At 34.6% G+C, this 22,934-nt stretch carries 27 protein-coding genes and 1 riboswitch; of the genes, 12 read left to right on the top strand and 15 right to left on the bottom strand.

Features of this window, described 5'->3' with window-relative positions; translation table 11 throughout:
- Positions 1-300: 300 nt before the first annotated feature.
- On the bottom strand, positions 301-1,422 hold the full coding sequence (locus BAU27_RS21565; protein ID WP_071771876.1) for an AI-2E family transporter: 1,122 nt from the start codon (positions 1,420-1,422) through the stop codon (positions 301-303).
- Between the two features lie 66 nt (positions 1,423-1,488).
- Positions 1,489-1,737 (bottom strand): GlsB/YeaQ/YmgE family stress response membrane protein, encoded by a 249-nt coding sequence (locus BAU27_RS21570; protein WP_071771877.1) that lies wholly within the window; start codon positions 1,735-1,737, stop codon positions 1,489-1,491.
- Positions 1,738-1,901: 164 nt separating this feature from the next.
- On the opposite strand from BAU27_RS21570, the gene BAU27_RS21575 reads away from it, so the two are divergent.
- The gene (locus tag BAU27_RS21575) at positions 1,902-2,402 is read left to right on the top strand and encodes a GNAT family N-acetyltransferase (protein ID WP_412676976.1); all 501 of its coding nucleotides are present in this window, start codon (positions 1,902-1,904) and stop codon (positions 2,400-2,402) included.
- A gap of 43 nt (positions 2,403-2,445) precedes the next feature.
- Positions 2,446-2,588, top strand: a riboswitch (cyclic di-AMP (ydaO/yuaA leader).
- Between the two features lie 97 nt (positions 2,589-2,685).
- Positions 2,686-2,829: a hypothetical protein gene (locus BAU27_RS32410; RefSeq protein ID WP_071771879.1), complete on the top strand. Its 144-nt coding sequence runs from the start codon at positions 2,686-2,688 to the stop codon at positions 2,827-2,829.
- 71 nt (positions 2,830-2,900) lie between these two features.
- Here the strand turns inward: BAU27_RS32410 and tsaA are convergent, their stop codons facing one another.
- Genes tsaA through BAU27_RS21595 form a run of 3 tightly spaced genes read right to left on the bottom strand, consistent with a single transcriptional unit; the run spans position 2,901 to position 4,726 of the window.
- Positions 2,901-3,359 carry a tRNA (N6-threonylcarbamoyladenosine(37)-N6)-methyltransferase TrmO gene (gene tsaA, locus BAU27_RS21585; RefSeq protein WP_071771923.1) on the bottom strand — a complete coding sequence of 153 codons (459 nt, stop codon included), beginning with the start codon at positions 3,357-3,359 and terminating at the stop codon, positions 2,901-2,903.
- Between the two features lie 27 nt (positions 3,360-3,386).
- Complete coding sequence (locus tag BAU27_RS21590; protein ID WP_071771880.1) at positions 3,387-4,142, bottom strand: class I SAM-dependent methyltransferase; 756 nt, start codon at positions 4,140-4,142, stop codon at positions 3,387-3,389.
- Positions 4,143-4,183: 41 nt separating this feature from the next.
- Positions 4,184-4,726, bottom strand: a complete 543-nt coding sequence (locus BAU27_RS21595; protein ID WP_071771881.1) for a CGNR zinc finger domain-containing protein — start codon at positions 4,724-4,726, stop codon at positions 4,184-4,186.
- Positions 4,727-4,838: 112 nt separating this feature from the next.
- On the opposite strand from BAU27_RS21595, the gene BAU27_RS21600 reads away from it, so the two are divergent.
- Positions 4,839-6,035 carry an MDR family MFS transporter gene (locus tag BAU27_RS21600; RefSeq protein WP_071771882.1) on the top strand — a complete coding sequence of 399 codons (1,197 nt, stop codon included), beginning with the start codon at positions 4,839-4,841 and terminating at the stop codon, positions 6,033-6,035.
- Positions 6,036-6,117: 82 nt separating this feature from the next.
- On the opposite strand, the gene BAU27_RS21605 is transcribed toward BAU27_RS21600, so the two are convergent.
- Positions 6,118-7,032: a tetratricopeptide repeat protein gene (locus BAU27_RS21605; RefSeq protein ID WP_071771883.1), complete on the bottom strand. Its 915-nt coding sequence runs from the start codon at positions 7,030-7,032 to the stop codon at positions 6,118-6,120.
- Between the two features lie 279 nt (positions 7,033-7,311).
- Between BAU27_RS21605 and BAU27_RS21610 the strand changes: the two genes are divergently transcribed.
- Both BAU27_RS21610 and BAU27_RS21615 read left to right on the top strand, forming a co-directional pair.
- Positions 7,312-7,707, top strand: a complete 396-nt coding sequence (locus BAU27_RS21610) for a hypothetical protein (protein ID WP_083596113.1) — start codon at positions 7,312-7,314, stop codon at positions 7,705-7,707.
- 76 nt (positions 7,708-7,783) lie between these two features.
- On the top strand, positions 7,784-8,011 hold the full coding sequence (locus BAU27_RS21615; RefSeq protein WP_071771885.1) for a DUF3923 family protein: 228 nt from the start codon (positions 7,784-7,786) through the stop codon (positions 8,009-8,011).
- Positions 8,012-8,107: 96 nt separating this feature from the next.
- Here the strand turns inward: BAU27_RS21615 and BAU27_RS21620 are convergent, their stop codons facing one another.
- The 4 genes from BAU27_RS21620 to BAU27_RS21635 form a co-directional block, all read right to left on the bottom strand.
- Complete coding sequence (locus BAU27_RS21620) at positions 8,108-8,656, bottom strand: DUF2179 domain-containing protein (protein ID WP_000938435.1); 549 nt, start codon at positions 8,654-8,656, stop codon at positions 8,108-8,110.
- A 233-nt stretch (positions 8,657-8,889) separates the two neighbouring features.
- Positions 8,890-9,303: an ATP synthase subunit I gene (locus BAU27_RS21625; RefSeq protein ID WP_071771886.1), complete on the bottom strand. Its 414-nt coding sequence runs from the start codon at positions 9,301-9,303 to the stop codon at positions 8,890-8,892.
- Positions 9,304-9,356: 53 nt separating this feature from the next.
- Entirely contained in the window at positions 9,357-10,679 is a 1,323-nt protein-coding gene (locus BAU27_RS21630; RefSeq protein WP_071747470.1) for a hemolysin family protein, read from the bottom strand.
- 120 nt (positions 10,680-10,799) lie between these two features.
- Entirely contained in the window at positions 10,800-11,207 is a 408-nt protein-coding gene (locus tag BAU27_RS21635) for a MerR family transcriptional regulator (protein WP_071747471.1), read from the bottom strand.
- Positions 11,208-11,557: 350 nt separating this feature from the next.
- Between BAU27_RS21635 and BAU27_RS21640 the strand changes: the two genes are divergently transcribed.
- The 5 genes from BAU27_RS21640 to BAU27_RS21660 all read left to right on the top strand — a co-directional run bounded on the left by BAU27_RS21640 (position 11,558) and on the right by BAU27_RS21660 (position 16,368).
- A complete protein-coding gene (locus BAU27_RS21640) occupies positions 11,558-12,271 on the top strand; it encodes a glycosyltransferase family 2 protein (RefSeq protein WP_254797982.1) in 714 nt (237 codons plus the stop codon).
- A 116-nt stretch (positions 12,272-12,387) separates the two neighbouring features.
- Entirely contained in the window at positions 12,388-13,155 is a 768-nt protein-coding gene (gene rfbF / locus BAU27_RS21645) for a glucose-1-phosphate cytidylyltransferase (protein WP_071771888.1), read from the top strand.
- A gap of 1 nt (position 13,156) precedes the next feature.
- A complete protein-coding gene (gene rfbG, locus BAU27_RS21650) occupies positions 13,157-14,212 on the top strand; it encodes a CDP-glucose 4,6-dehydratase (protein ID WP_071771889.1) in 1,056 nt (351 codons plus the stop codon).
- Positions 14,213-14,224: 12 nt separating this feature from the next.
- On the top strand, positions 14,225-15,448 hold the full coding sequence (locus BAU27_RS21655; protein WP_071771890.1) for a class I SAM-dependent methyltransferase: 1,224 nt from the start codon (positions 14,225-14,227) through the stop codon (positions 15,446-15,448).
- Positions 15,445-16,368 carry an NAD-dependent epimerase/dehydratase family protein gene (locus tag BAU27_RS21660; RefSeq protein ID WP_071771891.1) on the top strand — a complete coding sequence of 308 codons (924 nt, stop codon included), beginning with the start codon at positions 15,445-15,447 and terminating at the stop codon, positions 16,366-16,368. The genes BAU27_RS21655 and BAU27_RS21660 overlap by 4 nt, the downstream gene beginning before the upstream one ends.
- On the opposite strand, the gene BAU27_RS21665 is transcribed toward BAU27_RS21660, so the two are convergent.
- Positions 16,337-17,122: a glycosyltransferase family 2 protein gene (locus BAU27_RS21665; protein ID WP_071771892.1), complete on the bottom strand. Its 786-nt coding sequence runs from the start codon at positions 17,120-17,122 to the stop codon at positions 16,337-16,339. The two genes, BAU27_RS21660 and BAU27_RS21665, sit on opposite strands and share 32 nt — an antisense overlap.
- A 344-nt stretch (positions 17,123-17,466) precedes the next feature.
- Between BAU27_RS21665 and BAU27_RS21670 the strand changes: the two genes are divergently transcribed.
- Positions 17,467-18,354: a DMT family transporter gene (locus BAU27_RS21670; protein WP_071771893.1), complete on the top strand. Its 888-nt coding sequence runs from the start codon at positions 17,467-17,469 to the stop codon at positions 18,352-18,354.
- A 20-nt stretch (positions 18,355-18,374) separates the two neighbouring features.
- Here the strand turns inward: BAU27_RS21670 and BAU27_RS21675 are convergent, their stop codons facing one another.
- Both BAU27_RS21675 and BAU27_RS21680 read right to left on the bottom strand, forming a co-directional pair.
- Positions 18,375-18,911: a hypothetical protein gene (locus tag BAU27_RS21675; RefSeq protein WP_071771894.1), complete on the bottom strand. Its 537-nt coding sequence runs from the start codon at positions 18,909-18,911 to the stop codon at positions 18,375-18,377.
- A gap of 19 nt (positions 18,912-18,930) precedes the next feature.
- Positions 18,931-19,752: a pentapeptide repeat-containing protein gene (locus BAU27_RS21680; RefSeq protein ID WP_071747474.1), complete on the bottom strand. Its 822-nt coding sequence runs from the start codon at positions 19,750-19,752 to the stop codon at positions 18,931-18,933.
- A 195-nt stretch (positions 19,753-19,947) separates the two neighbouring features.
- Here BAU27_RS21680 and BAU27_RS21685 point away from each other — a divergent pair, with 195 nt between their 5' ends.
- Positions 19,948-20,124 carry a DUF1272 domain-containing protein gene (locus BAU27_RS21685; protein ID WP_071771895.1) on the top strand — a complete coding sequence of 59 codons (177 nt, stop codon included), beginning with the start codon at positions 19,948-19,950 and terminating at the stop codon, positions 20,122-20,124.
- A gap of 73 nt (positions 20,125-20,197) precedes the next feature.
- Here BAU27_RS21685 and BAU27_RS21690 read toward each other — a convergent pair whose 3' ends face one another.
- Both BAU27_RS21690 and gntK read right to left on the bottom strand, forming a co-directional pair.
- On the bottom strand, positions 20,198-21,265 hold the full coding sequence (locus tag BAU27_RS21690) for a lactonase family protein (protein ID WP_083596114.1): 1,068 nt from the start codon (positions 21,263-21,265) through the stop codon (positions 20,198-20,200).
- Positions 21,266-21,386: 121 nt separating this feature from the next.
- The gene (gene gntK / locus BAU27_RS21695) at positions 21,387-22,928 is read right to left on the bottom strand and encodes a gluconokinase (RefSeq protein ID WP_071771896.1); all 1,542 of its coding nucleotides are present in this window, start codon (positions 22,926-22,928) and stop codon (positions 21,387-21,389) included.
- Positions 22,929-22,934: the final 6 nt, after the last annotated feature.

The following is a 22,934-nucleotide window of genomic DNA, read 5'->3' on the forward strand; positions in this document are numbered from 1 at the left end:
CGGTTTCCCTAGAATGGATATACCAGTTATCTATAACCTTGATTTTTAATAGGGATACCGCTACATTGCTATCAAACTTTGAAAATACATTTTAATATATATAGCAAAAACCTAAACATACTTCTTATTAAATGCAGCAAATGAAATTACATTTTTCGATATAAAAAAACAATTGATGCCCATTATAAAGTAAAAAAACTTCTCTAGACGCTATTAGAAGCTGATTAATGGGCACGCCAATATGCAAATCAATTATTAATAAAAAAGAGCTAAAACAGTTTTATCTGTTTTAGCTCTTTTTTACGTATTCAACTTAACAAATCTATAACTATGCGTAACTAACACTTTTAATATCGCATATCCTGGAATTGCTAAAATAACCCCCATAATTCCAAATAAATTTCCTGCAGTTAAAATGATAAATATAATAGTAATCGGGTGAATATCTAACTTTTTCCCCATTACTTGTGGTGAAATAAATTTCCCCTCTGCTAATTGTACAACCATCATTACGATAATTACCTTTAAAATCATTGCTGGCGAATCAATAAAAGCGATAATTAACGCTGGCGTTATCGCAATAATAGGGCCTACATATGGAACAACGTTTACAATCATTGCCAAAATAGCAAGTAATACCGCGTATTTAATGCCGATTATAAGATAACCAATGAATAGCATAATCCCGATAAATAAACTAACGATAATTTGCCCTCTAATATACGAACTAATCGCATAATGCATATCATCTAGTATTCTCTTCGCAGCTGGTTGCCTTTGCTCAGATATAAACTTCAAAAAGTGATTCGGTAACTGTTCTCCGTCCTTTAAAAGGTAGAATAATATAAAGGGAACCATTACAAATGTTAAAACAACTTCTGTTACTGTACTTAAAAATCCAGTTACGTTTCCTGTCACTGATGATAATGATTTTGTAAAGTTCATTGTAGAATCCTTCACGATATTAGCAACATCAATATTTAAGCTTTCTTGCATTCTACCAATTACATTACTTTCTCCAAATTTACGTGCTGCCCTTTCGATTTCATGACCGAAATATGGCAAGTTATTTATTAAGGCATTTACTTGATCTTTAATAATTGGAATAACTGTCACCGCAAGAAAAACAAATAACCCAAGAACGAGTATATATATCGAGGCAATTGATACAATTCTCGAAACACCTTTTCTTTCTAAAAGAGAAACGAATGGGTGTAATATATAAAATAGTACTCCCGCTAATAATACTGGGAAGAATATCGTTTTTAAAAAGACGATAAACGGTGTAAAAACAAATGAAATTTTCGTTAGCAGTAATATGTTAATGAACAATAATGCAAATCCAAGTAACACCGCTAAATAATTTTGTTCTCTAAAAAACTTTTTCAACTTATCTCTTTTTCTTATATTTATTTTCTCCAAGTATACCACCTCTCTAATTAGGAAAAGCCCTAAAAAGGGCTTTATGAAGTAATTAGTAATAGCCTTCTATTTCCTTGCAGCTTTTACTACAAATGATACAATAAGAATTAACACGATTGCTCCTAATAATGCTGGCACTACATGAATCCCACCAAATGATGGCCCAAAAGATCCAAATAACCTACCACCTATCCAAGCACCTAATAAACCTGCGATAATATTTCCAAATATACCAGCTGGAAAATTTTTACCCGTTATAGAACTAGCAATTATACCTATAATAGCACCAACTATTAATGTGATAATCCATCCCATCTTTAGTCCTCCATTTCTATTATAGTTTTTATGATTAAATACAAAAATACGTATTTATCAACGCTAACCATATTTTACTATAGAAATAAATGTAAGAACATTTCATGTATAAAGATACATATATTATATACAAAAAAGAAAAATATTGTCAAACTTACCCATGAATCAATTATATTAATATACCATATTCAAAGGAGGCTTCATTATTTATGATTCATAAATTACTTCCCGATTCTTTTGAAGTAGCAACATCTATTTTACAAGTTCAAATTCCAGCTTACACAGTTGAAGCAGCTTATATAAACAGTACCGCAATACCCCGTTTATATGATACTGTAAACGATATTCAAAGTTGCGATGAAACATTCTATGGATATTTTTCTGCAAATAAACTTGTCGGCTTTATTTCTTTTATACAAGAAGAAAATTTAATTGATATTCACCGACTCGTTGTATCGCCCGATTTTTTTAAAAAAGGAATCGCAACGAAACTGCTACTTTATATTTTTAGCATGTTCCCTTCTTCAATGACGTACATTGTACAAACAGGTAAAGCGAATACCCCTGCTATTACATTATATAAAAAACACGGATTCATTACAGTATCAGATACAATACTTCCTGATGGTATGATTCTTACGCAATTAAGAAGACAGAAAACATAAAATAATTTGACTTATTCATCTCTTTATGTTATTTTTTACTTTATAAAACCTTTTGCTGAGTCCAAATTTTGGAGCGGGGGAACCATTTTTGTAGCCATGCTACTTGGGGCGAATCTTTTTTAAGTAGGGAAACTCTCACTTCCCGAGTCCGACAGCTAACCTCGTAAGCGTAATGGGAGAGGAAGGTGCTTTTTGCCTATGTTACACAGTATGCCTCCTTAGTTATAAATATGGGAACGATATCAATTAGAAACCTATATTTATAGAAAAGGAGAAATGTATAATGTTACGTTTATCAGATCACGCAATAAAAATGATGGAGCAAAGACTTCGACTAGAACAACACCGCACATATCAAGCAAATAAAGTTATAGATAGCTTACATCACAAATACTTCTTTCAGCATATTTTTCAACCGAAGAGATAAATAAACCATGCATACAATATTTAACACAAAAAGATTTGCAATTATGAACTGCAAATCTTTTTGTATTAGCATTAAAAATAATCTTGCATCAATTTATTCATCCAATCTGGAACACTAACATTTTCCCTTGCATCAAAAGCAGCAATATATGGTTTTATATCTAAAATAGCCGTTTGATCATTAGCGTCTAATCCTTGCACAGTCATAACATTATTTGCAATGGACAATATTTCGACAGTAGTAATTCCAATGGGGTTTGGACGATACTTTGTCCGTTGCGCAAAACATCCCTTTTCATCTAAATCACTTAGTTCCCTTGGCTTTCTAGCCCACGACTCGTTATTTTCTTCCTGGAAATCATTCATATAAAAAATAACAATTGCATGAGAGTAATCCTCAAGGCCAGTTAATCCTCCAATATACTCTGGATATATATTAATGTTAGAAATAACACTTCCCCAATTACTGTACACTTTTTCATCTATAGGGTTTTGCACTTCACCAATTTTCACCATATTAATATGACTCATTTTTTCCCCTTCTTTATGCAGCATTATTTACTTCCTTACCTTAATAATGAACGTCGTCGGCACCATCCTAGCTTTATATAAAGAATAATACTTCGTAGAAGGCTCAGCTATTTCTCCATCAAATATGCTAGATGGTTCAGGTTCTTCTATTCTCTCAATTGTAAATCCGGCTCTATTTAACTCATTTATGTATGTACTTATTTTTCTCTTATATAATGTCGCTTGTACATTTTCTCCTTTAAATGTTTCAAACGTAATAGGCGTTTCCTCATGATAAGAAGACTTTATAGCAATTTCTTCTGTACCATACTGTAAATTTGAATATACTGGGTGCTCCCAACTAAAAATAAAACTTCCTCCTGGCTTTACATATGAATAAATCAGTTCCAACGTTTTTCTTAAATTCGAAGTCCAACCTAATGCATAAATGGAATATACAATATCAAAATACCCTTTCGGAATATCTCCTTCTTCTTCCATTGCTCCGCATATTAACTTTGGATTCCAACACTTTAACGTTTCATTCGCTGTATTGATTTGTGTACTTGAAAGATCCAGACCCCATAATTCTGCCGCCCCATGTTCAGCCATATATTGCAATGAATGCCCACTTCCACATCCAATATCAAGAACCTTCTTATTTCTGATTGAATCGAACAAATGAATCTCATCTTCAGACGCTGTATACGGGCCGTATTTCGGTAAACAATCCACTTGAAAGAAATAAGGTGCAACTGTATCCCAGCACTTTTTATTTAAAGCTAACATTTGTGTATCTTCCATATCCTACATTCCTCCATCCAATTTTCTTCCCCTTCTATAAATTACACATTATAGCCCGATCTTCCTTTTCTCTTTGCCCGGTAATTTTTCACTTTCGCGATCGTTCCGCACGCTCTTCCTCCTTCTTCTCCAGCATACATACCACACCATCTTTTGCTTCCATTTCGCGAATGATCATAAAATACCCAGCGACAATCTGGACATGCTTTTAACCTTCCCCACAAATTTTCTTGAATTGACATTAACACAATGCTTAATACTTTTGTATATACATTCTCTTCGTGCACAGGCCTATATGTAATACCTTTCATATCTTCCTTTACATGTACATGAAATGGGTATTTCACTAACCAATTTTGCAACGATCCTTCGCCTTCAATTGCCACCCGAATATCTTCTCGAAAACTTTTTAATTCCTCTATCGTATGAAATGGAACCTTTTTATGAAAATATTTTTTCATAAAAAAGTTTATATCCTCTTCTGTTTGTAGCAAATCAATTGGCTCTCTCGTATCGTTTGGTATTCTCCATGTATTTAAAAATTCCCGAATATATTCTAGTTCATTTGGTGCATTTTGATTCAATTCCATCCACCTTCTTCTCAAAATTTACTTTTTTCTGACTTTTTGTATAATTATAATATAAAATAGTTAACCATCAAATAATTTTACTGGTTACATAATTAGGAGGAGCTCTATGAAAAGTCTCTCAATACCGATACGTTTCATGCTTATTTCTTCATTTTTTATGTCTTTTGGGTATTTTGCAGTATACGCATTTTTAGCTATTTATCTATTAACCTTTCTCCATTTTTCAGCTGTTCAAGTAGGAACAGTGTTGACGGTTATGACAATCACATCACGAGTTATCCCATTATTTTCAGGATTAATTGCTGACAAAATCGGCTATATCATTATGATGATAGCCGGATTATTTTTAAGAGGAATCGGATTTATCGCTTTAGGAATATGCTCTGATTTCCATACAATTTCTATTTCTTCTGCACTTATCGGTTTTGGAACTGCATTTTACGAACCTGCTGCTCGCGCCATATTCGGGTCACAACCAGCTCATATGAGAAAAAATTTATTTACATATTTAAACCTTAGTTTTAATTGCGGTGCAATAATCGGACCAATTGCAGGAGGTTTTTTACTCTTACTCGATCCAATCTATGCTTTCTCCCTAACAGGATCTCTTATGCTGTTATTCGCTTTTATCTTTTACTTACTTAAAAATCACTTCCAAGTCACTACTGAAAACACGTCTATTACATTAGGAATACAGGCCATCTTACAAAACAAGTCTTTCCTTCTGTTTTCATTTATCATGATTTTCTTCTATATTATGTTTACTCAGCTTACTGTCGCACTTCCACTTCATATGAAAAACATTAGTAATAGCAACCAACTCGCTACATTAGTTATTACGATAAATGCAATAACAGGCGTCATATTTATGGTGCTATTCCGAAAACTATTTCACAAATACAACACACTTTCGATTATTAAATACGGTGTTTTATTAATGAGTATTTCCTTTTTACTCATTCCTTTATTTCAACACCCATATTGGCTATTTATTTGTGTAATTTTATTTACAATCGGTGAAACACTCGTATTACCTAACGCTGATATCGCTATTGCAAATTACAGTAGCGAATCATATACAGCTACTTACTTCGGATTTTATCAACTATCACTCGCATTTGGTTTTATCATCGGTAATTATACCGGTACATCTTTTACATCCAACTTAAACGGAATGTATACACCACGGCTTATTTTCGGTGGAATAGGACTTATTGGTTTTATTTCCCTACATATTTTAAATGTTAAAAAAGGATTACCTAAGGAGGATATATACCTATGTAATGATACGAAACACCTTTAACAAATTACAATTGAGATGGTACCTTTAGACAACCGACCTATAATAAAAAGATTCGACCATCATATGTGACAGTCGAATCTTTTTATTTTTCATATTCAAGATGATTATGTCTTTTACAACCAAATAAATAGCAAGCCCCTATATAATCAGTTTCAAATTCTAATCCTGGAACGTATCCAGATTTGATACGTTCTATCATTTTTTTATAACAATTATTCTCTTCTGTATATTCCTCAATTAACTCTTTCTTATCGTTTTCTGTCCAGTTTTCTTCTACTTCTTCATTCTGAACATCTTCTATTTCTGCTGTTTTCGCTTCGATAGACTCCCGTATAACTTCATTTATACGGGAGAAATTATTAACTTTATATAGAGCATAAACAAATCTACCAATCCAATTGGGGCTTTTCCAATATTCTTTGTATCCCTTTTCGAACCATTCAATTGCTTCTTTATAGCAATTCAACTCAACATATAAATCTGCTACATTAATTTCCCCTAAAAAAATATCAGATTCCCTGTTAAAAGCATCTAACTTCTCTTTCGCTTCTGTCGTTCGTTCTAAATCAATTAAACATTTTACATAGTTATACATTATATAGTCCGAATCCCCTGCAACTCGTAAGAAAAATTCCGAAGCTTTTTCCAGCTCTCCAAGATTATAATGTGCTACAGCTACATTGTGATATGCTTCATCCGATGGTTGAATCGAAATAGATTTTTGTAATACTTCTTTCGCTTCTTCCCACTTTTTTTGTCTTATGTAAATTTCCCCTAAGATGTTATAGGGAAAGTATGAGGAAGGATTCAACTTAACAACTTCTTTTATTAATTCCAGAGCCATATCATCATTCTCTTCCTCATAAAAGTACATCCAAGCAAGATTATTGAGAGATTGTACACCTCTAGATTCATGTACTGCTTGTTGAAACAGTTCCATTGCTTCCTCATATTTATTTTGTTCAAACATTTCAATTGCCTTCTCGTTAATGTTCAAATAACTACCTCCGAAGTGAATGAATTCATCTATTCTTTATCATTATTTTAAAATGTAAAAATTGTAATTTCCATAAAAAATTTCTTTATCCTGTCTACATTTCGCTTGAAACAGAAGCTAAAACACACGAATTCACAACAATAAGTATACATTTCAATCTCCCTTAAATTGGATATGCAGTCTGTTTTAATTTACATATTATGGTACAATTAAAAAGAGTACTAGCTAAACATTTAAGCTCCACACTAGCAGTCTAACAATGCCAAAATCAAAAATCACATAGAATTGGGGGATATTATGAAACAGAAATTAATTGTTCTTCTATTCATTGGAATCATATTATCAGGATGTTCCACTATAGCAGAAAATTCTTTAGAAACCGGGAGCGGCAATATGGAATTATTAACACCAACGATTACTACAAAAGATAACGAATTAGAAATTAAGACCGAGGGCATTGATGAAAATAAAGTGACTTTTATTTATGTTGCCAATAAAAAAGTATTGGAACAAAAAATTAATAATGGCGAATCTTACAAACTTAACATTAAAGATATCGAGCACGCACATAGGACAGATTACAAACCAAGAGTTCAACTTTTGCAAACGAAAGATGATAATAATGATGGAGAAATAGTAACCTTCAAACAAGTGAGATATACAGTTAAAAACTAATTTTAAAGTTGTTTCATTATAAATGTAACGAACGAAAATATAATTTCAACAGTGGGTAAATGTAAGGGGTGCTAACATGAAAAAACGATGGATTTCTTGGTGGATTGGTAACATATTTTGGATTATCGTTTTTGGAATCTGGGCAGCTATTATTTGGCTACGAGATGTTGATGGTGCTGGTGTTACTCAAACACCTGAGCTTAAATTAGTGGCATTTATCGTTTTATTAATTGCTTTTATATTACCGATACTTATTCAAGTTGTATGGTTGATTGTTAATTTGAGAAAGAGCAGAAAAAAATAACATATAAAAAAGAGAGGAATCTTTTTTAAAATAGATTCCTCTCTTTTTTATATGGGAATTATGCCGTGCTTTTAAAGCTGCACTACTCCCTTTTCTTTACGATACATGATGATCTTTCTTCTTCATTAACGCTCTCTTCTTCATCGCTTTCGTTAAGTATCCACCTTTAAACGAACGGATTTCATAAGAAGACATAAATGCTTTCGGTGCAATTTCATTAATAATTTCTAACAGTTCTTTTTCTCTAGAACGCTTTGCAACGATATCTAACCGATAACGTATAGAATTAATACCTTCACCTTCGAATACTGTAACACCAAATCCAGAGTGACGTAATTCATCTACTAATTCATTACAACGGTCTAGTAAACTAACTTGATACGTAATATAACCAATTGCCAATTTATTCTCTATATAACCGCCTAATAATAGTCCCGCACTAAAGCCAATGACATAGGCAACAATGTTCATCCAATTTGATAAATCTTGAAACACAATACCTAAACTGACAATGTAAATCGCTCCCTCTAACAATCCAACAGCAGCAGCGGATCTTGTTTGATTCTTTACAAGCAAAATCGTACGGATCGTTAAAATGGGAACGTAAATAATTTGAAGCACAAAAATAAGTAGCGCTTGTAACATTGGTATCCACCTCTTTCACAAATTCTTTTGTCATGATAACATACTTAAGCTTTAGAAATCGATGGGTTTTTAAATTTTCTCGAAATTTTTTCTACACTATTGAAAAACCTAAAAAAGGAGCGTATTATATTTGGTCGTTAATTCGATTGTCATTATTAAATTGCTCATAGTATATTAACTATTGCACAATTTATTCTCAAACACAAAAAAGGAACCCAGTTAGGTTCCTCTCATTATAACTCTATGTTTTTCGAAACTTGTTCTCTTTGCTTCTCTTCTTCCTTTACTAACTGCATATTTGCATAGGCTAAATTCGCAATCATTAAAAAGTGACCACCTAATATTCCAGTACCAAATGCCCACATTTCCATTTCATGCTCAATTTCATACATAATGATAGCCCCTAATATTGCAGCTGCAAATCGGTTTAAAACCCCTAATCCAGGAGCCTTTTCTTTCAGTACGATACTTCTTCCTAGTTTCTCCACTCTACGAGCTAATAACCAAAGACAGTATGCACTTACAGCTAATCCAATACCGAACCCTGTCACTTGTTTTCCAAACGGAGTAATCGTCCACATAAGTAGTAAACCACTAAAGATCGCATACAATTGTAATCGATATACACGTAAGGCTACTTGAATCAAAATATCCGCTCCTAATTTCACATTTTATTATACGCTAGAAGAAAAGCAGCAACTTACACAGTTGCTGCTTTCTCTTGTTCTTGTTCCATTCTTTGAATTTCAACACGTTTAATTTGATAAGCATCTTTTTCTAACACTTTAAATTCATAACCTTCTGCTTCAACGTATTGTCCTTCTTCAATTTCATGATTTTGCATCATAATCCATCCACCGATTGTATCCACATCATCTTCTTCAATGTGTAATCCAAACAAATCTTTTACTTCTGAGATAAGCACTTTTCCATCAACAATTTTATGGTATTCGTTCACATGTTGAATTGGTGGTGCTTCATCTTCATCATATTCATCACGAATTTCGCCGACGATTTCCTCCAATATATCTTCAAGCGTTACAATTCCAGCTGTTCCTCCGTACTCATCATATAAAACAGCCATTGGAATTCGCTTCTTCTGCATTTGCAGTAATAAATCATGAATTGGAGTAGTTTCCATAACTTCAATAATCGGACGCATATACGTGCGAATCGATGATAAATCTTCTTTATCGTTGTTCATATATCGAATAAAGAAATCTTTTACATTGACCATACCGATAATATCATCTTTATCTTCTCCAAAAATCGGATAACGTGTGTATCGTTCATTTTGGATTACTTTCATGTGTTCTTCTACTGAATCTTCAAGATAGAAACCAACGATTTCCGTACGCGGTACCATGATTTCTTTCGCAATGCGATTATCAAATTCAAAGATATTATTTACATACTTGTATTCAGCTTGATTAATTTCTCCACTTTCGTAGCTCTCTGAAAGAATAAGACGTAACTCTTCTTCTGTATGAGCTACTTCATGTTCAGAAGCTGGCTTCAAACCGAATAAACCAGTTACAACACGAGCAGAACCATTCAATACCCAAATAAACGGATACATAGCTTTATAGAATATCATTAACGGACCTGCTAATAACAATGTCACTTTTTCAGCTTTTTGAATTGCCATCGTTTTTGGAGCTAATTCCCCGACTACAACGTGCAAATACGTCATCGTCATAAATGCAAGACCAAATGTTAATACTGATGAGATAGACGGATTTAAATTCCATTTCTCAAATAACGGGTGTAATAATTTTTCTATCGTCGGTTCACCTAACCAACCAAGTCCCATCGCTGTAACTGTAATACCTAATTGACAAGCAGATAAATATTCGTCTAAATTTGTTGTTACTTTTTTCGCTGCTAATGCGCCGCGTTTCCCTTCCGCAACAAGCTGATCAATGCGACTTGAACGTATTTTTACAATCGCAAACTCTGCTGCTACGAAAAATCCAGTAAATGCGATTAAAATCGCAACCATGACTAAATTAAATATTTCCAATGAATCCCCTTAGTTAAAAAAACTAAGGTGTCCACCTCCTGTATACTATAATGTTTTCTTATTTGTTCGTTAGAAAACATAGCCCGATACAAAAATTAAAGAGGTCGGATTTCACTTATTCTATAATAATAGAGCAAGTGTCTGTATTAAAGCTGTCGTTTGACCTGATAAAGATTTCGATATTTTTTCACGTTGTGAATCAGTCAATTCATCTAAAAGAGGCTTTAACTCCGTTAACTCAGCTTCTAATCTATGAATATGGTCTGTCACTTCATTCACATGTTTCGAAACGTGTTCATTGATACCGAGCAGCTTTTTCTTCTCCTCGATTTTCTCTTTAATCTCACAAAGCGGCATATGCATTTCTTTGCACTTCTCAATAAATTGTAATGTCTCAAATGCTGTTTCGTCGTAATAGCGATAATTAGATTGAGATCGCTCCGCTTTTAAGATACCTAGATTCGTATAATAATCAATCGTTCGTTTCGACACGTGAGCCATGAGAGCCAACTGTCCGATTCGATACACCTTCCCAACGATCTTCCCCCCTTGTTTATATTACTATAATCATACAATACATAAACTGTACAGTCAAACGTGACGGTTTGTTATTCACAATTTATACACAATTTCACGTCTCATCTTATGTTATCCATACACATATAACCTATTAATTTAACTGTATAATAAAATTTAGAAACCCACCACTCCCGAAATATAGCCATTGAATATCCCGTTCTTTCAACCTTTCTTACTTTAGAACATATCATAATAATATCGATATAAAATTCTTATTTATTCTATAGGAGGAGATTGAAATTACCACGACTATTATTTCTCATTTTTATAACGAAGAATATTTGCTTCCTTGGTGGCTTATGCATCATACAAAAATATTCGATCACGGTATATTAATTAATAGAGGCTCCACTGATCGTTCCGTTGAGATTTGCAAATTATTCGCACCCCATTGGGAAGTAAGAAATTCAAAATTTATTGAGTTTGATCCAACAAATACTGACATTGAAGTAATGGGAATTGAAAGAGAAGTTTCAGGTTGGAAAATCGTTTTAAATACTACGGAATTCTTTTGTTGTAATAATGCAGAAGAGTTTTTCTCATCTCTTCATACACTAGGGCAAAATATGTATGCAATTAGAATGATTTTAATGATTGATAGCCATACTTACAATTATTCAAAGCCAAGATATTCTATCCCTTTAGTGGAACAACGACACCACGGTGTCTTCCCTTATAACCCAAAACTCGGATGTGCCTGGAGATTTATTCACAATCACCTAGATGGAGCATATTTACCCGGTAGACATTATTCGCGGCACGGGAATATAATTTATGACTATCCTTCATTTATTTTAAAATTTTATTTCAGCCCTTGGAATGAACAGTCAAAGGCAAGAAAATTACAAATCACACCTACCCTTTCAAAAATGGGTGTTCAAATGGGGCTCCAAACACATTACGGTCAATCTCCTGAACAACTTGAAACCCGTTTTTTAGAGCTTAGTAACGTAACACAAGACCTCCGTAATAATCCTGAATATCAAGAGTTATTTCCAAAGTTCAAACCTTAATATTATATGCACTGGCATCTCCACACACACTTTTTCCCTTCTTGATCAAAAATAATACCATTCGCATAAAATATGAATACTGTAGTATATACTATAACTTTTTTTAGGAGGATAAAATGAAAGCTGTTATTCTTGCTGGTGGATACGGGACTCGGATTGGGGAAGAAACGCATTTAAAACCAAAACCTATGATTGAAATTGGCACAAAGCCTATTTTATGGCACATTATGAGTTTGTATAGTCATTACGGCATTACTGAGTTTATTATTTGCTTAGGCTACAAAGGATATGCAATTAAAGAGTTCTTTCTAAATTACAACTTACACATGTCAGATTTCACAATACATTTAAGCGACAATACAATTACTAGCCATTCTCATCGTATTGAACCATGGAAAGTTACACTAATTGACACCGGTCTAAATACTGAAACAGGTGGACGGGTTAAAAAAATACAAAATTACGTCGGGGACGAACCTTTCTTCCTCACTTATGGTGATGGGTTAAGCGATGTAAATATAAAAGACCTTATTACATTTCATAAAAAACACGGAAAAATGGCTACTGTTACTGCCGTACAACCTCCGGGCAGATTTGGATCTCTTGTTTTAGATAAACAATCTGTCACGTCTTTTCAAGAGAAACCATTAGGTGATGGCGGATGGGTTAACGGTGGATTTTTCGTTTTAAATCCTGATGTTTTCAATTATATTAGCGGAGATAAGTCTGTTTTTGAAACAGACACTTTAGTGCAGTTAGTAAAGAACAACGAACTGGCTGCCTTTCAGCATACTGGTTTTTGGCATCCAATGGATACATTGCGCGATAAAAATAAATTAGTCGAGCTATGGGAAAATAATAATGCTCCGTGGAAGGTTTGGTAATATGGCTTCATCATCTTTTTGGAATAAGAAAAAAGTATTTATTACAGGACATACCGGCTTTAAAGGCTCATGGCTTACCCTTTTTTTAACTTCATTAGGTGCAGAAGTAATCGGCTACTCTTCTCATCCTCCATCCATCCCTAACCTTTTTGAACAAGTTAACGTAGCAAAAGAGTGCACATCAATTAATGGCGATATTACAGATTACAATTCATTATTCCGTGCCCTGAAACAACATAACCCTGACATAATATTTCATTTAGCAGCCCAGCCGATTGTCACCATTTCATACAAAAATCCTATCGAAACATTTAAAACGAATGTTTTAGGTACTGTTCACGTATTAGAAGCGGCAAAACATATAGAAAGTATACGTGGCGTCATTAATGTTACAAGTGATAAATGCTATGAAAATGACGGGAGCGGTAACCAGGCATTCGTGGAAACTGACCGGCTAGGAGGTTTCGACCCTTATAGTGCTAGTAAAGCCTGTGCTGAACTAGTTGCAACATCCTATCAAAAATCATTCTTCCGCACTAATACACAGAAACTTGCCTCAGTAAGAGCAGGTAACGTCATCGGCGGTGGTGATTGGGCAGAAGACCGATTATTCCCAGATGTCATTCGTGCACATTTACAAGATGGCACATTAACTATTAGAAACAAACACGCTATTCGTCCGTGGCAACACGTATTAGATCCTTTACATGGCTATATCCTTTTAGCTGAAAAACTTTGGACAGATGCTGAATATGCAGAAGCGTGGAATTTCGGCCCGATGAACGAACCTAACAGAACAGTCCATGATGTCATTCAATCTATAATAAAATTATGGAATAAACCACTAACAATCCTTTCACCTCATACAAACACTCCTTATGAATCACCTATTTTAACACTCGACAGTACAAAAGCAGTAAATAAACTCGGTTGGACACCTAAGTTATCAACAGATCATTCTATCGCTTGGACTATTGATTGGTACAAAAAATATGCATCCGGTGAAAATATAGAATCTTTCACGCGACAACAAATCGATGCATTCAAAAATTTATAAGGGGGCTATAAAATGGAACAGAAAAAATGCCGTTTTTGCCACTCATTACTAACAAATACTTTTTTAGATTTAGGAGTTTCCCCTCTCGCTAACTCATTTGTAGCTCCTGAAAACTCATATAAAATGGAACCATTTTATCCGCTGCACACATTTGTTTGTAACTCTTGCTTGCTTGTACAATTAGATGAATTTGAATCTCCGCACAATATTTTTCATGACTATTTATACTTCAGTTCTTACTCATCAAGCTGGCTACTACACGCTAAGCAATACGTAGAAATGGCAATTAAGCGTTTTAACTTAACAAACCATTCAAAAGTGATTGAAATTGCGAGTAACGACGGGTATTTATTACAATACTTTCAAAAAGAACATATCGAAACGTTAGGAATTGAACCAGCAAAAAATGTAGCAGCAATCGCGATCCAAAAAGGAATCCCTACTGAAGTGAATTTTTTCAACAATGACTTAGCAAAAAAATTACCACAAGCAGATTTAATCATCGCAAATAACGTATTAGCACACGTTCCGAACTTACATGATTTTGTCGCCGGTTTAAAAACGTTATTAAAACAAGATGGCACGATAACAATTGAATTCCCGCACTTATTAAATCTCATATCCTTTAAACAGTTTGATACAATCTACCATGAGCATTTCTCCTATTTCTCACTTATAAGTCTTCAAAAAGTTTTAGCTCATCATCATTTACAAATTGGTGATGTAGAAGAACTTTCAACGCACGGTGGTTCATTGCGTATTTTTATAAACCATCATAGTGACTCATCCACTATCCATTCCAATGTTACAAACTTAATCCAAAAAGAAGTAGATCACGGGCTAGATACATTAGATTGCTATCTCCTTTTTTCTAAACGCATAGAACAATTGAAAATAAATATTTTAAAGTTTTTTATCGAAGCAAAAGCTTTAAACAAACAAATTATCGGTTACGGTGCCCCAGCTAAAGGGAACACCCTTTTAAATTATTGCGGGATAGGAAAAGAATTTCTAGCTTATACAGTAGATAAAAACCCTCACAAACAAAATCTCCTTCTACCAGGAACCCGCATTCCAATACAATCTCCAGAAGAAATTAAACGTACAAAACCTGATTACATTCTCATACTCCCTTGGAATTTGAAAAATGAAATTATGAAAGAATGCTCTTTCATTCGTGAATGGGGCGGCAAATTTTTAGTAACGATACCAGAAGTTGAGGTAATTGAGCCATGAAAAAAATCCTTGTAACAGGCGGTAGTGGATGGATTGGTAAATATGTTGTACATTCTCTGATTCAAAAGGGCTATGAAGTACACGCCACTTACAATACACATAAGCCTTCTCACCTTTCTTGCCATTGGCATAAAGTAAACTTACTTTGCGATGAAGAAATAAAAAAACTCATTTACGACATGCAACCTAGTCATCTCATTCATTTAGCTTGGGAAGCAGTGCCGCCAGCATGCTACGTATCAATTAATAATTACTATTGGCTTACATCCAGTATCTCATTGATCCAACACTTCACAACATGCGGTGGAAAGCGGGTCGTCGTTGCAGGTACTGGCGCAGAATATGAATGGTTTAACGGCGTATTATTTGAAAATTCACCGCTTCTTTCCTATAAAACCCCGTATTCATTATGTAAAAACGCACTTCACTCCTGGCTACAAACATACGCCGAGCAAAACGGTCTCAGCATGTGTTGGGGTCGCATTTTTCATATGTATGGCCCTCACGAACAAGGGAATCGGCTCGTTTCTAACATTATCACTTCCTTATTAAAAAATGAGGAAGCACTATGTACACATGGAAAACAATCAAGAGATTTCCTCCATGTGAGCGACGCGGCTGATGCTCTCGTAACAGTATTAGAACTCGACGTTACAGGCACAATCAATATCGCTTCTGGTCAATCTGTACAAATTAAAGAGTTAGCTTCTATCATCGCCAAAAAGATAGGAAAAGAACATTTAATTAAACTAGGTGCAATCCCTTTCTCTAAAGATGAACCTTTATTTGTCGGGGTTAATGTAGAACGTTTAAAAACTGAAGTAAACTGGAAACCAACATACGATCTAAATACAGGAATCGAAGAAACAATTTTATGGTGGGAATCATTTATACAAAAACATAACGATATGCATCCCTAAAACGTAAATCCTTCGCTCCTCTCGCTAATTCCTTATACCATTCTTCTAATCTTTCGGGCGTAATAATATGATGCGTACCCATTCCCCCATGCTTACTAGCTTCAGAAAGAGTCGGACCAATTTGTAACTTTCTCTTTCTCATCGCATCGTTCCACGGACTAAATCCAAACCATAATATACAAGCAAGAGGGGGATAAATCATAGATTCATGCGCGGATAAATGTCTTCCAACCGTATAACTTCCGTGTTCATGATTATGAATAAATCTACCTCTTCTCCACAACGGCCAATCTTCTGGTAAATAACCGTGAAATCGCTGTTTCATTAAAGGTAGTCCAAAGTTAAGGTCCGGATAATTGTAGTTAGGATCATCAACCATAATAAGCCCTTCTAGCCAATACATCTTCCCTCCCAATTCATTTAGTGATTTCCAAAACTTATTTTTATCTTGCACACAAAGAAACTCGGTCGTATTTAAAATCATTTTCCATCCTTGTACTTCTTGTTCTACCCTCATAACTTCATGATCTGTCGCTAATGCATCAAACTCTGGATTTGTAGAATCTCGCACTTCCCAATGCGGTGCGAATTTTTTGCAAATTCTGACTGAACGATCTGTAGAACCTTTATTAATTAAAATACCATGATCAAACAGTTTCGTATGATGCATAAGCCACCACGGTAATAAATACTCTTCATTGTAAAAATGAGAAATAACGGTTGTAGTTATAATAATCTCCTCCTCTTTCTCTATTAATCTACTTTTTCATCCTACTCTTAATATACTTATCAGTTATGTAATTGGTTTCTTTTATTTTAAAAATATGTTTTTCTACCATATACTATGCTTTTTTCGACAACCATCATTTTCTAAAGAATCAACTCCGTACAATTAATATCCCAATAAACTGAAAATTAAGTTATAATATCATTATAAAAGTATGAAGGAGGAATACGCTCATGTACTACAACACTTCATTCGAAAACGATCAACCTGTAGTCCGTCTATAATCTAAGACGGGCATTCATATAACAAGTGCACTATGCCTCGTCTTAGGGAATAAATCATAACCCTAAAAATAGACGGAGGTCATTCAAATGAAACAAACAATTTTAGGAGCTATATGTTTATCTCTAGCAGCAAGTATATGGGGCGGTATGTACGTTGTTAGTAAATACGTACTCGACTTTATCCCGCCACTTACACTTGTTTGGCTACGTTTTATTATCGCTTTTGTTGTTTTATATGTGATTTTGAAAATAACTGAAAAAAAGCAAAAGAAAGAAATACCCATGCACAAAAAAGATTGGCTATTATTTGCTTGGATTGGATTCATCGGGTATTTCATTTCAATCACATGTCAATTTATCGGAACGAAATTATCCGATGCTCATACAGGTTCCTTAGTGACATCAGCTACACCTGCATTTATGGTTATATTTGCAACGCTCATTTTAAAAGAGAAACTAACTACTCGTAGACTTTTATCAACTATAATAGCGACAATCGGTGTCATTATAGTAATCGGATGGGATATTGAAATTGGATCCTATTTTATCGGTACAATTATTTTAGTTGGAGCCGCTATCACATGGGCTTTACTATCCATTTATGTGAAGATTGCTTCAGCACAATTTTCATCTTTAGTTATTACAACGTATGCAATATTCTTTTCACTCTTTTTCATTACACCTTTTATGATATGGGAATTCCAATCAAACCCAATTGAACATATGAACATGTATGTAGTATTAGGCGTACTTTATTTAGGAATCGTCTCAACGGCAGGTGCATTTTTCCTTTGGAATAAAGGACTAGAATTAATGGATGCTAGCATCGGTTCCTTATTTTTCTTCTTCCAACCGATCGTTGGTTCCCTACTCGGCTGGATTTTATTAAATGAGACGTTAAGCAGTAACTTTTTCATTGGTGGTATCCTTATTATATGTAGTGTTCTAATTACTACTTTTGAAAAGAGAACGTAGTATAGAAAACAGGCAGAGACTTAGTCTCTGCCTGTTCGCATAATTGGATCTTGGTCGTGAAAACCAATACAAATCGGTATATTACTTTGCACTTCACTACATACACTTATAAAACTACACAGCGTTTTAGCAATTAAATACAAAGTTATACCAACAGCTTTTTCACTTGTATCAAAGCCATTTTCAGCATACAGATCCGCTAATTCTACAGACCTTGGTCCCTCAATATCATACGTCCATTCAGAAGCCCAATCATCATCCTCTTCTTCAAGTGGAGCATATTCCTCACAAATATAAAACTGACTATCCCATTCATTATCAAGATCATACTCAAAGTAAATTGCCTTTGCTTCTTCACTTTCAGCAACTTCTAATGTTTCTCTCAAACCTATCCTCATACTCTTTTCATATGAATCTAAAGGAATCGATTTAATTCGCTCGGCATGCGCACTTGGTGCTAATATGCAACAAATATCATAATACTTCGCTTCTATTTGTTCTACTGCTAACGAAAAAACATCCTCTTGCATCTCTTCTAAATACTGAAATATATCCACACTAAATACTCCTCACTCTTTACGCACTCCAATGCGATGGACGGGACAATAATTTCGGTAATTTCGTATGTTTGTCCCCTCTCGCCGCATTAACTTGAACTTGCGTCAGAAAAATACTATTTGTAAAATCGGCCCCGCGAATATCTGCATCTCGCAAGTCTGCTCCGATGAGATCTGCTCCTCTTAAATCCGCACCATTTAAGTTAGCCGCAATTAAATATGCTCCTCTTAAATTGGCCCCTTGTAAATTTTTCTTTTTCAGATTTGCTCCCATAAGGTCTGCGCCTCGGTGAATGATTCGTTTCTTACGCGCAGCATTCATTTCTTTCCATACTAATTCACTCGTTTCTAAAAGGAGAATGTTCACTTCCGCTCTGTGTAATGGAACATTTATTTTCATTAACTCATCTGAACTTAAATTTGATAGACGCTCAGTCTCTTCAATCGCTTTACTTAATTCTTTATGAATCGATTGTGTCGCCTTTAAAAGAATAGCCTCATTTAAATACCAAAGCATTTCATGAAGTTGATGCATAACCGGAAAAGCATCGTACATTTTTCTCGCATGCTTAGCATCTTTCCGCCAATCAACCCCGTTAAATGTAACTTGAGAAATCTTTTGCCCAGCACCGAAACATTCAAATACTGTACAGCCTTTATAGCCATTTCCTCTAAGATTTTTATGTATACTACATTTATAATCTGATTGTAAATTGGAACATGGTTTACCACCATCTTTATTCACTGCAAAATCTACCGATGCTGCGAACGGTAATGCAACGCAACATAGACCGAAGCATTTTTCGCAGTTTGCTTTTAAATGATCGTTATGATTAGTCAAAATCTATACCCCCTGTTGTCTTTTGACTATTTCATAATATTCCAACTGTAATAAATAATCAATTTTAAAATAAACCAACATCTTTCGTTTCAATTCATAACTTTATCATTCAATTTCCTTTCAATTGAAAAAGACAGTTTCTACCTAATGAATTATAATTAAATTATAAATTTTCAAATTAAAAGGAGAATTACTATGGCACTAGCAATGAAAACAAACTGTCTAATTTGCGATCAATCACTGGGGCAAGATTCTAAAGCATACATTTGCGTGTATGAATGTACATTTTGTGCACCATGTACAGAAGAAAGACAAAACGTTTGTCCAAACTGCGGCGGCGAGTTAGTACGTAGACCGAAAAAGAAACAGTAAAAAGCAAAGCGATATCGCTTTGCTTTTTCTATACTCTATTTTTTGGGATAGATGAAATTATGTCGAACATGAGCTACACATTTAAAAACTTAACACAAACAGGCTCTGGCACAACAACATCAGATTGTAAGAGTGTTAACTTTCCTGTAGATTCATTTCTTGAAAATAGCACAAGATTATGTGACTTTTCATTTGTAGCAACAAGAAATTTTTCAGTCGGATCTAATACAAAGTCCCTCGGCCAATTTCCTTCTGTAGATGTATGTTCAACAAATGTAAGCTGACCTGAGTTTTGATCCACACTGAAAACAGCGATACTATTATGACCACGATTACCTGCATATACAAAATTGCCGTCAGAAGAAATATGAATAGCACTACCTTGACTATTTCCATCAACTTCTTCGGGAACGGTAGAAATATACTGTAATTCTGTAAAGGATCCTTCTTCCGAATGATACGTTAACACAATGACCTCTGAACTCAGCTCCGTCATCACATAGGCGTACTTTCCATTTGGATGAAAAGTAATATGTCTTGGACCACTTCCTGGTTTCACAGACAAGCTATTTACTTCTATTAATGTACTATCTTTTATTTCATACGTAATTAACTTATCAATTCCTAAATCAACACCGACCACATATTTTTCATCAGGAGTATATCCTGCGTAATGTGCATGTGGTTTTTCTTGTCTTTCTTTATTTGGACCTGAACCTTCATGCGCCATAATAGATGAGGCAGGATTTACAGTTCCATTTTCTTCAGTTACTTCAAAAGACTCAATCGTTCCTTTATGGTAATTCGCTGTAACTACTGTATGGTTTCCACTATCAACACTAATATGACAAGGAGAAGCACCTTCTACTACTTGTCTATTGTTCGCTTTTAGTTCTCCAGTATGACTATCAATAGAATAAGCAGCTACACCGCCAGATTCGCCTTCCTTAACAACGGAATAGAGATATTCATTATTTCGGTTAATCGTTACATATGTAGGGTTATCCAGCTTGGCCGCAAGTGTTACATTACTAATTTTCTTTGCTTCCGTATCTAAAGTAAACTTGTATATTCCTTCGCTATTTTCTTTCGTGTAAGTTCCAACATATCCAATAAACTCTTTGTTATCCTTCATTTTCATAACCCTCTCTCCCTATATTTTTCATTCATCATACTTCTTAAAATATTTTATGTTGAATGAGTACCCTAAAAAAATTGGAGTACCTCTTTATACGTTACCATATTTTCCTGTTAAATAGGCTTTAAACCCACTTTTTTTGGTACGCTGCTATACTTTCATATTCTTCTTCCAATTGACGGGACAGACGAATATATATTGGTGTTAAATCTTTATATTTTTCCACACTTTCCATGTTGGGTTCATGGTGGAAACTCGCACCTACCATTTCAGAAACTACATGCAACGTATCTACTTCACCTATACTATATAAACCGAGGATTGCAGCCCCTAAGCAAGAGCTTTCGAAACTTTCAGGAACATATACGTCTTGATGAAAAATATCCGCCATCATCTGTCTCCAAAGTTCCGACCTTGCAAAACCGCCTGTCGCTTGAATTTTTTTCGGTTCGCCAATTAGTTCTTTTAAAGCGAGAAGAACTGTATATAAATTATAAATTACCCCTTCTAAAACAGCACGGATAAGATGTTCTTTCTTATGATGCAATCCAAGTCCAAAGAAAGATCCTCGCGCATTTGCATTCCATAAAGGAGCTCTTTCCCCCGCTAAATAAGGATGAAATAATAAACCGTCAGATCCCGGATTAACTTTTGCTGCTATTTCAGTAAGCACTTCATATGGATCTTTTCCTAAACGCTTCGCAAGCTCAATCTCTGAAGTGCCTAATTGATCACGAGCCCACCTGAAAATCATACCACCGTTATTAACTGGTCCACCGATTACCCAATGGTCTTCAGTTAAGGCATAACAAAAAATTCTACCTTTTGGATCTGTTACAGGACCATTTGTTACAGCACGTATCGCACCGCTTGTACCAATTGTAACAGCCACAACGCCAGGATCTATTGCATTTACACCTAAATTGGATAGTACTCCGTCACTCGCTCCTACTATAAAAGGAGTAGAAACAAGTAAATTCATCTCATTTGCAAGTTCTTCATCTAATCCTATTAAACTGTGCGTCGTTGGAACAAGTTTAGAAAGCTTTTCATTTGAAATTCCTGCAACACGAAGAGCTTCCTCATCCCAATTTAAAGATTTCAAATTGAACATTCCTGTTGCTGATGCTATAGAATAATCAATTACATATTCTTTATATAACTTGTAAAAAACATATTCTTTAATAGAAATGAATTTATAACTTTTTGCGAACAATTCCGCCTGCTCATTCTGTAGCCAAACTAATTTCGAAAGTGGTGACATAGGATGAATTGGCGTTCCCGTACGAAGATAAATTTCATAACCATTCATATCATTCTTTATTTTCTCTGCCCAGCTTGCGCTTCTATTATCCGCCCAAGTAATACATTTCGTTAATGGATTCCCCTCTTCGTCTACAGCAATGACACTATGCATTGCCGAGCTAAAAGAAACACAAAGAATATCAATTGGCTGTACTTTACTTGATTGCACCGTTTCTTTAATCGTATGTATCACTGCTTGAAAAATCTCTTCTGGATCTTGTTCTGCTATTTCTGGCGCGGGAGAATATAAAGGGTATTCAATCCCATGGCTTGCGATAACAGATCCATCAATTGAAAATAAAACTGATTTTGTACTAGTTGTCCCAATATCTACACCAATCATATATTTCGAACCCACCATGTAACC

It is taken from the genome of Bacillus sp. NH11B, from assembly GCF_001884205.1.
Taxonomy (GTDB): Bacteria; Bacillota; Bacilli; order Bacillales; family Bacillaceae_G; genus Bacillus_A; species Bacillus_A proteolyticus.

Excerpts from the sequence above, each read along its gene's own strand:
- BAU27_RS21570 (WP_071771877.1), bottom strand. The coding sequence starts at position 1,737 with ATGGGATGGATTATCACATTAATAGTTGGTGCTATTATAGGTATAATT.
- BAU27_RS32410 (WP_071771879.1), top strand. The coding sequence starts at position 2,686 with ATGTTACGTTTATCAGATCACGCAATAAAAATGATGGAGCAAAGACTT.
- tsaA (WP_071771923.1), bottom strand. The coding sequence starts at position 3,359 with ATGAGTCATATTAATATGGTGAAAATTGGTGAAGTGCAAAACCCTATA.
- BAU27_RS21590 (WP_071771880.1), bottom strand. The coding sequence starts at position 4,142 with ATGGAAGATACACAAATGTTAGCTTTAAATAAAAAGTGCTGGGATACA.
- BAU27_RS21600 (WP_071771882.1), top strand. The coding sequence starts at position 4,839 with ATGAAAAGTCTCTCAATACCGATACGTTTCATGCTTATTTCTTCATTT.
- BAU27_RS21615 (WP_071771885.1), top strand. The coding sequence starts at position 7,784 with ATGAAAAAACGATGGATTTCTTGGTGGATTGGTAACATATTTTGGATT.
- BAU27_RS21620 (WP_000938435.1), bottom strand. The coding sequence starts at position 8,656 with ATGTTACAAGCGCTACTTATTTTTGTGCTTCAAATTATTTACGTTCCC.
- BAU27_RS21640 (WP_254797982.1), top strand. The coding sequence starts at position 11,558 with ATGCATCATACAAAAATATTCGATCACGGTATATTAATTAATAGAGGC.
- rfbF (WP_071771888.1), top strand. The coding sequence starts at position 12,388 with ATGAAAGCTGTTATTCTTGCTGGTGGATACGGGACTCGGATTGGGGAA.
- rfbG (WP_071771889.1), top strand. The coding sequence starts at position 13,157 with ATGGCTTCATCATCTTTTTGGAATAAGAAAAAAGTATTTATTACAGGA.
- BAU27_RS21655 (WP_071771890.1), top strand. The coding sequence starts at position 14,225 with ATGGAACAGAAAAAATGCCGTTTTTGCCACTCATTACTAACAAATACT.
- BAU27_RS21660 (WP_071771891.1), top strand. The coding sequence starts at position 15,445 with ATGAAAAAAATCCTTGTAACAGGCGGTAGTGGATGGATTGGTAAATAT.
- BAU27_RS21670 (WP_071771893.1), top strand. The coding sequence starts at position 17,467 with ATGAAACAAACAATTTTAGGAGCTATATGTTTATCTCTAGCAGCAAGT.
- BAU27_RS21685 (WP_071771895.1), top strand. The coding sequence starts at position 19,948 with ATGGCACTAGCAATGAAAACAAACTGTCTAATTTGCGATCAATCACTG.
- BAU27_RS21690 (WP_083596114.1), bottom strand. The coding sequence starts at position 21,265 with ATGAAAATGAAGGATAACAAAGAGTTTATTGGATATGTTGGAACTTAC.
- gntK (WP_071771896.1), bottom strand. The coding sequence starts at position 22,928 with ATGGTGGGTTCGAAATATATGATTGGTGTAGATATTGGGACAACTAGT.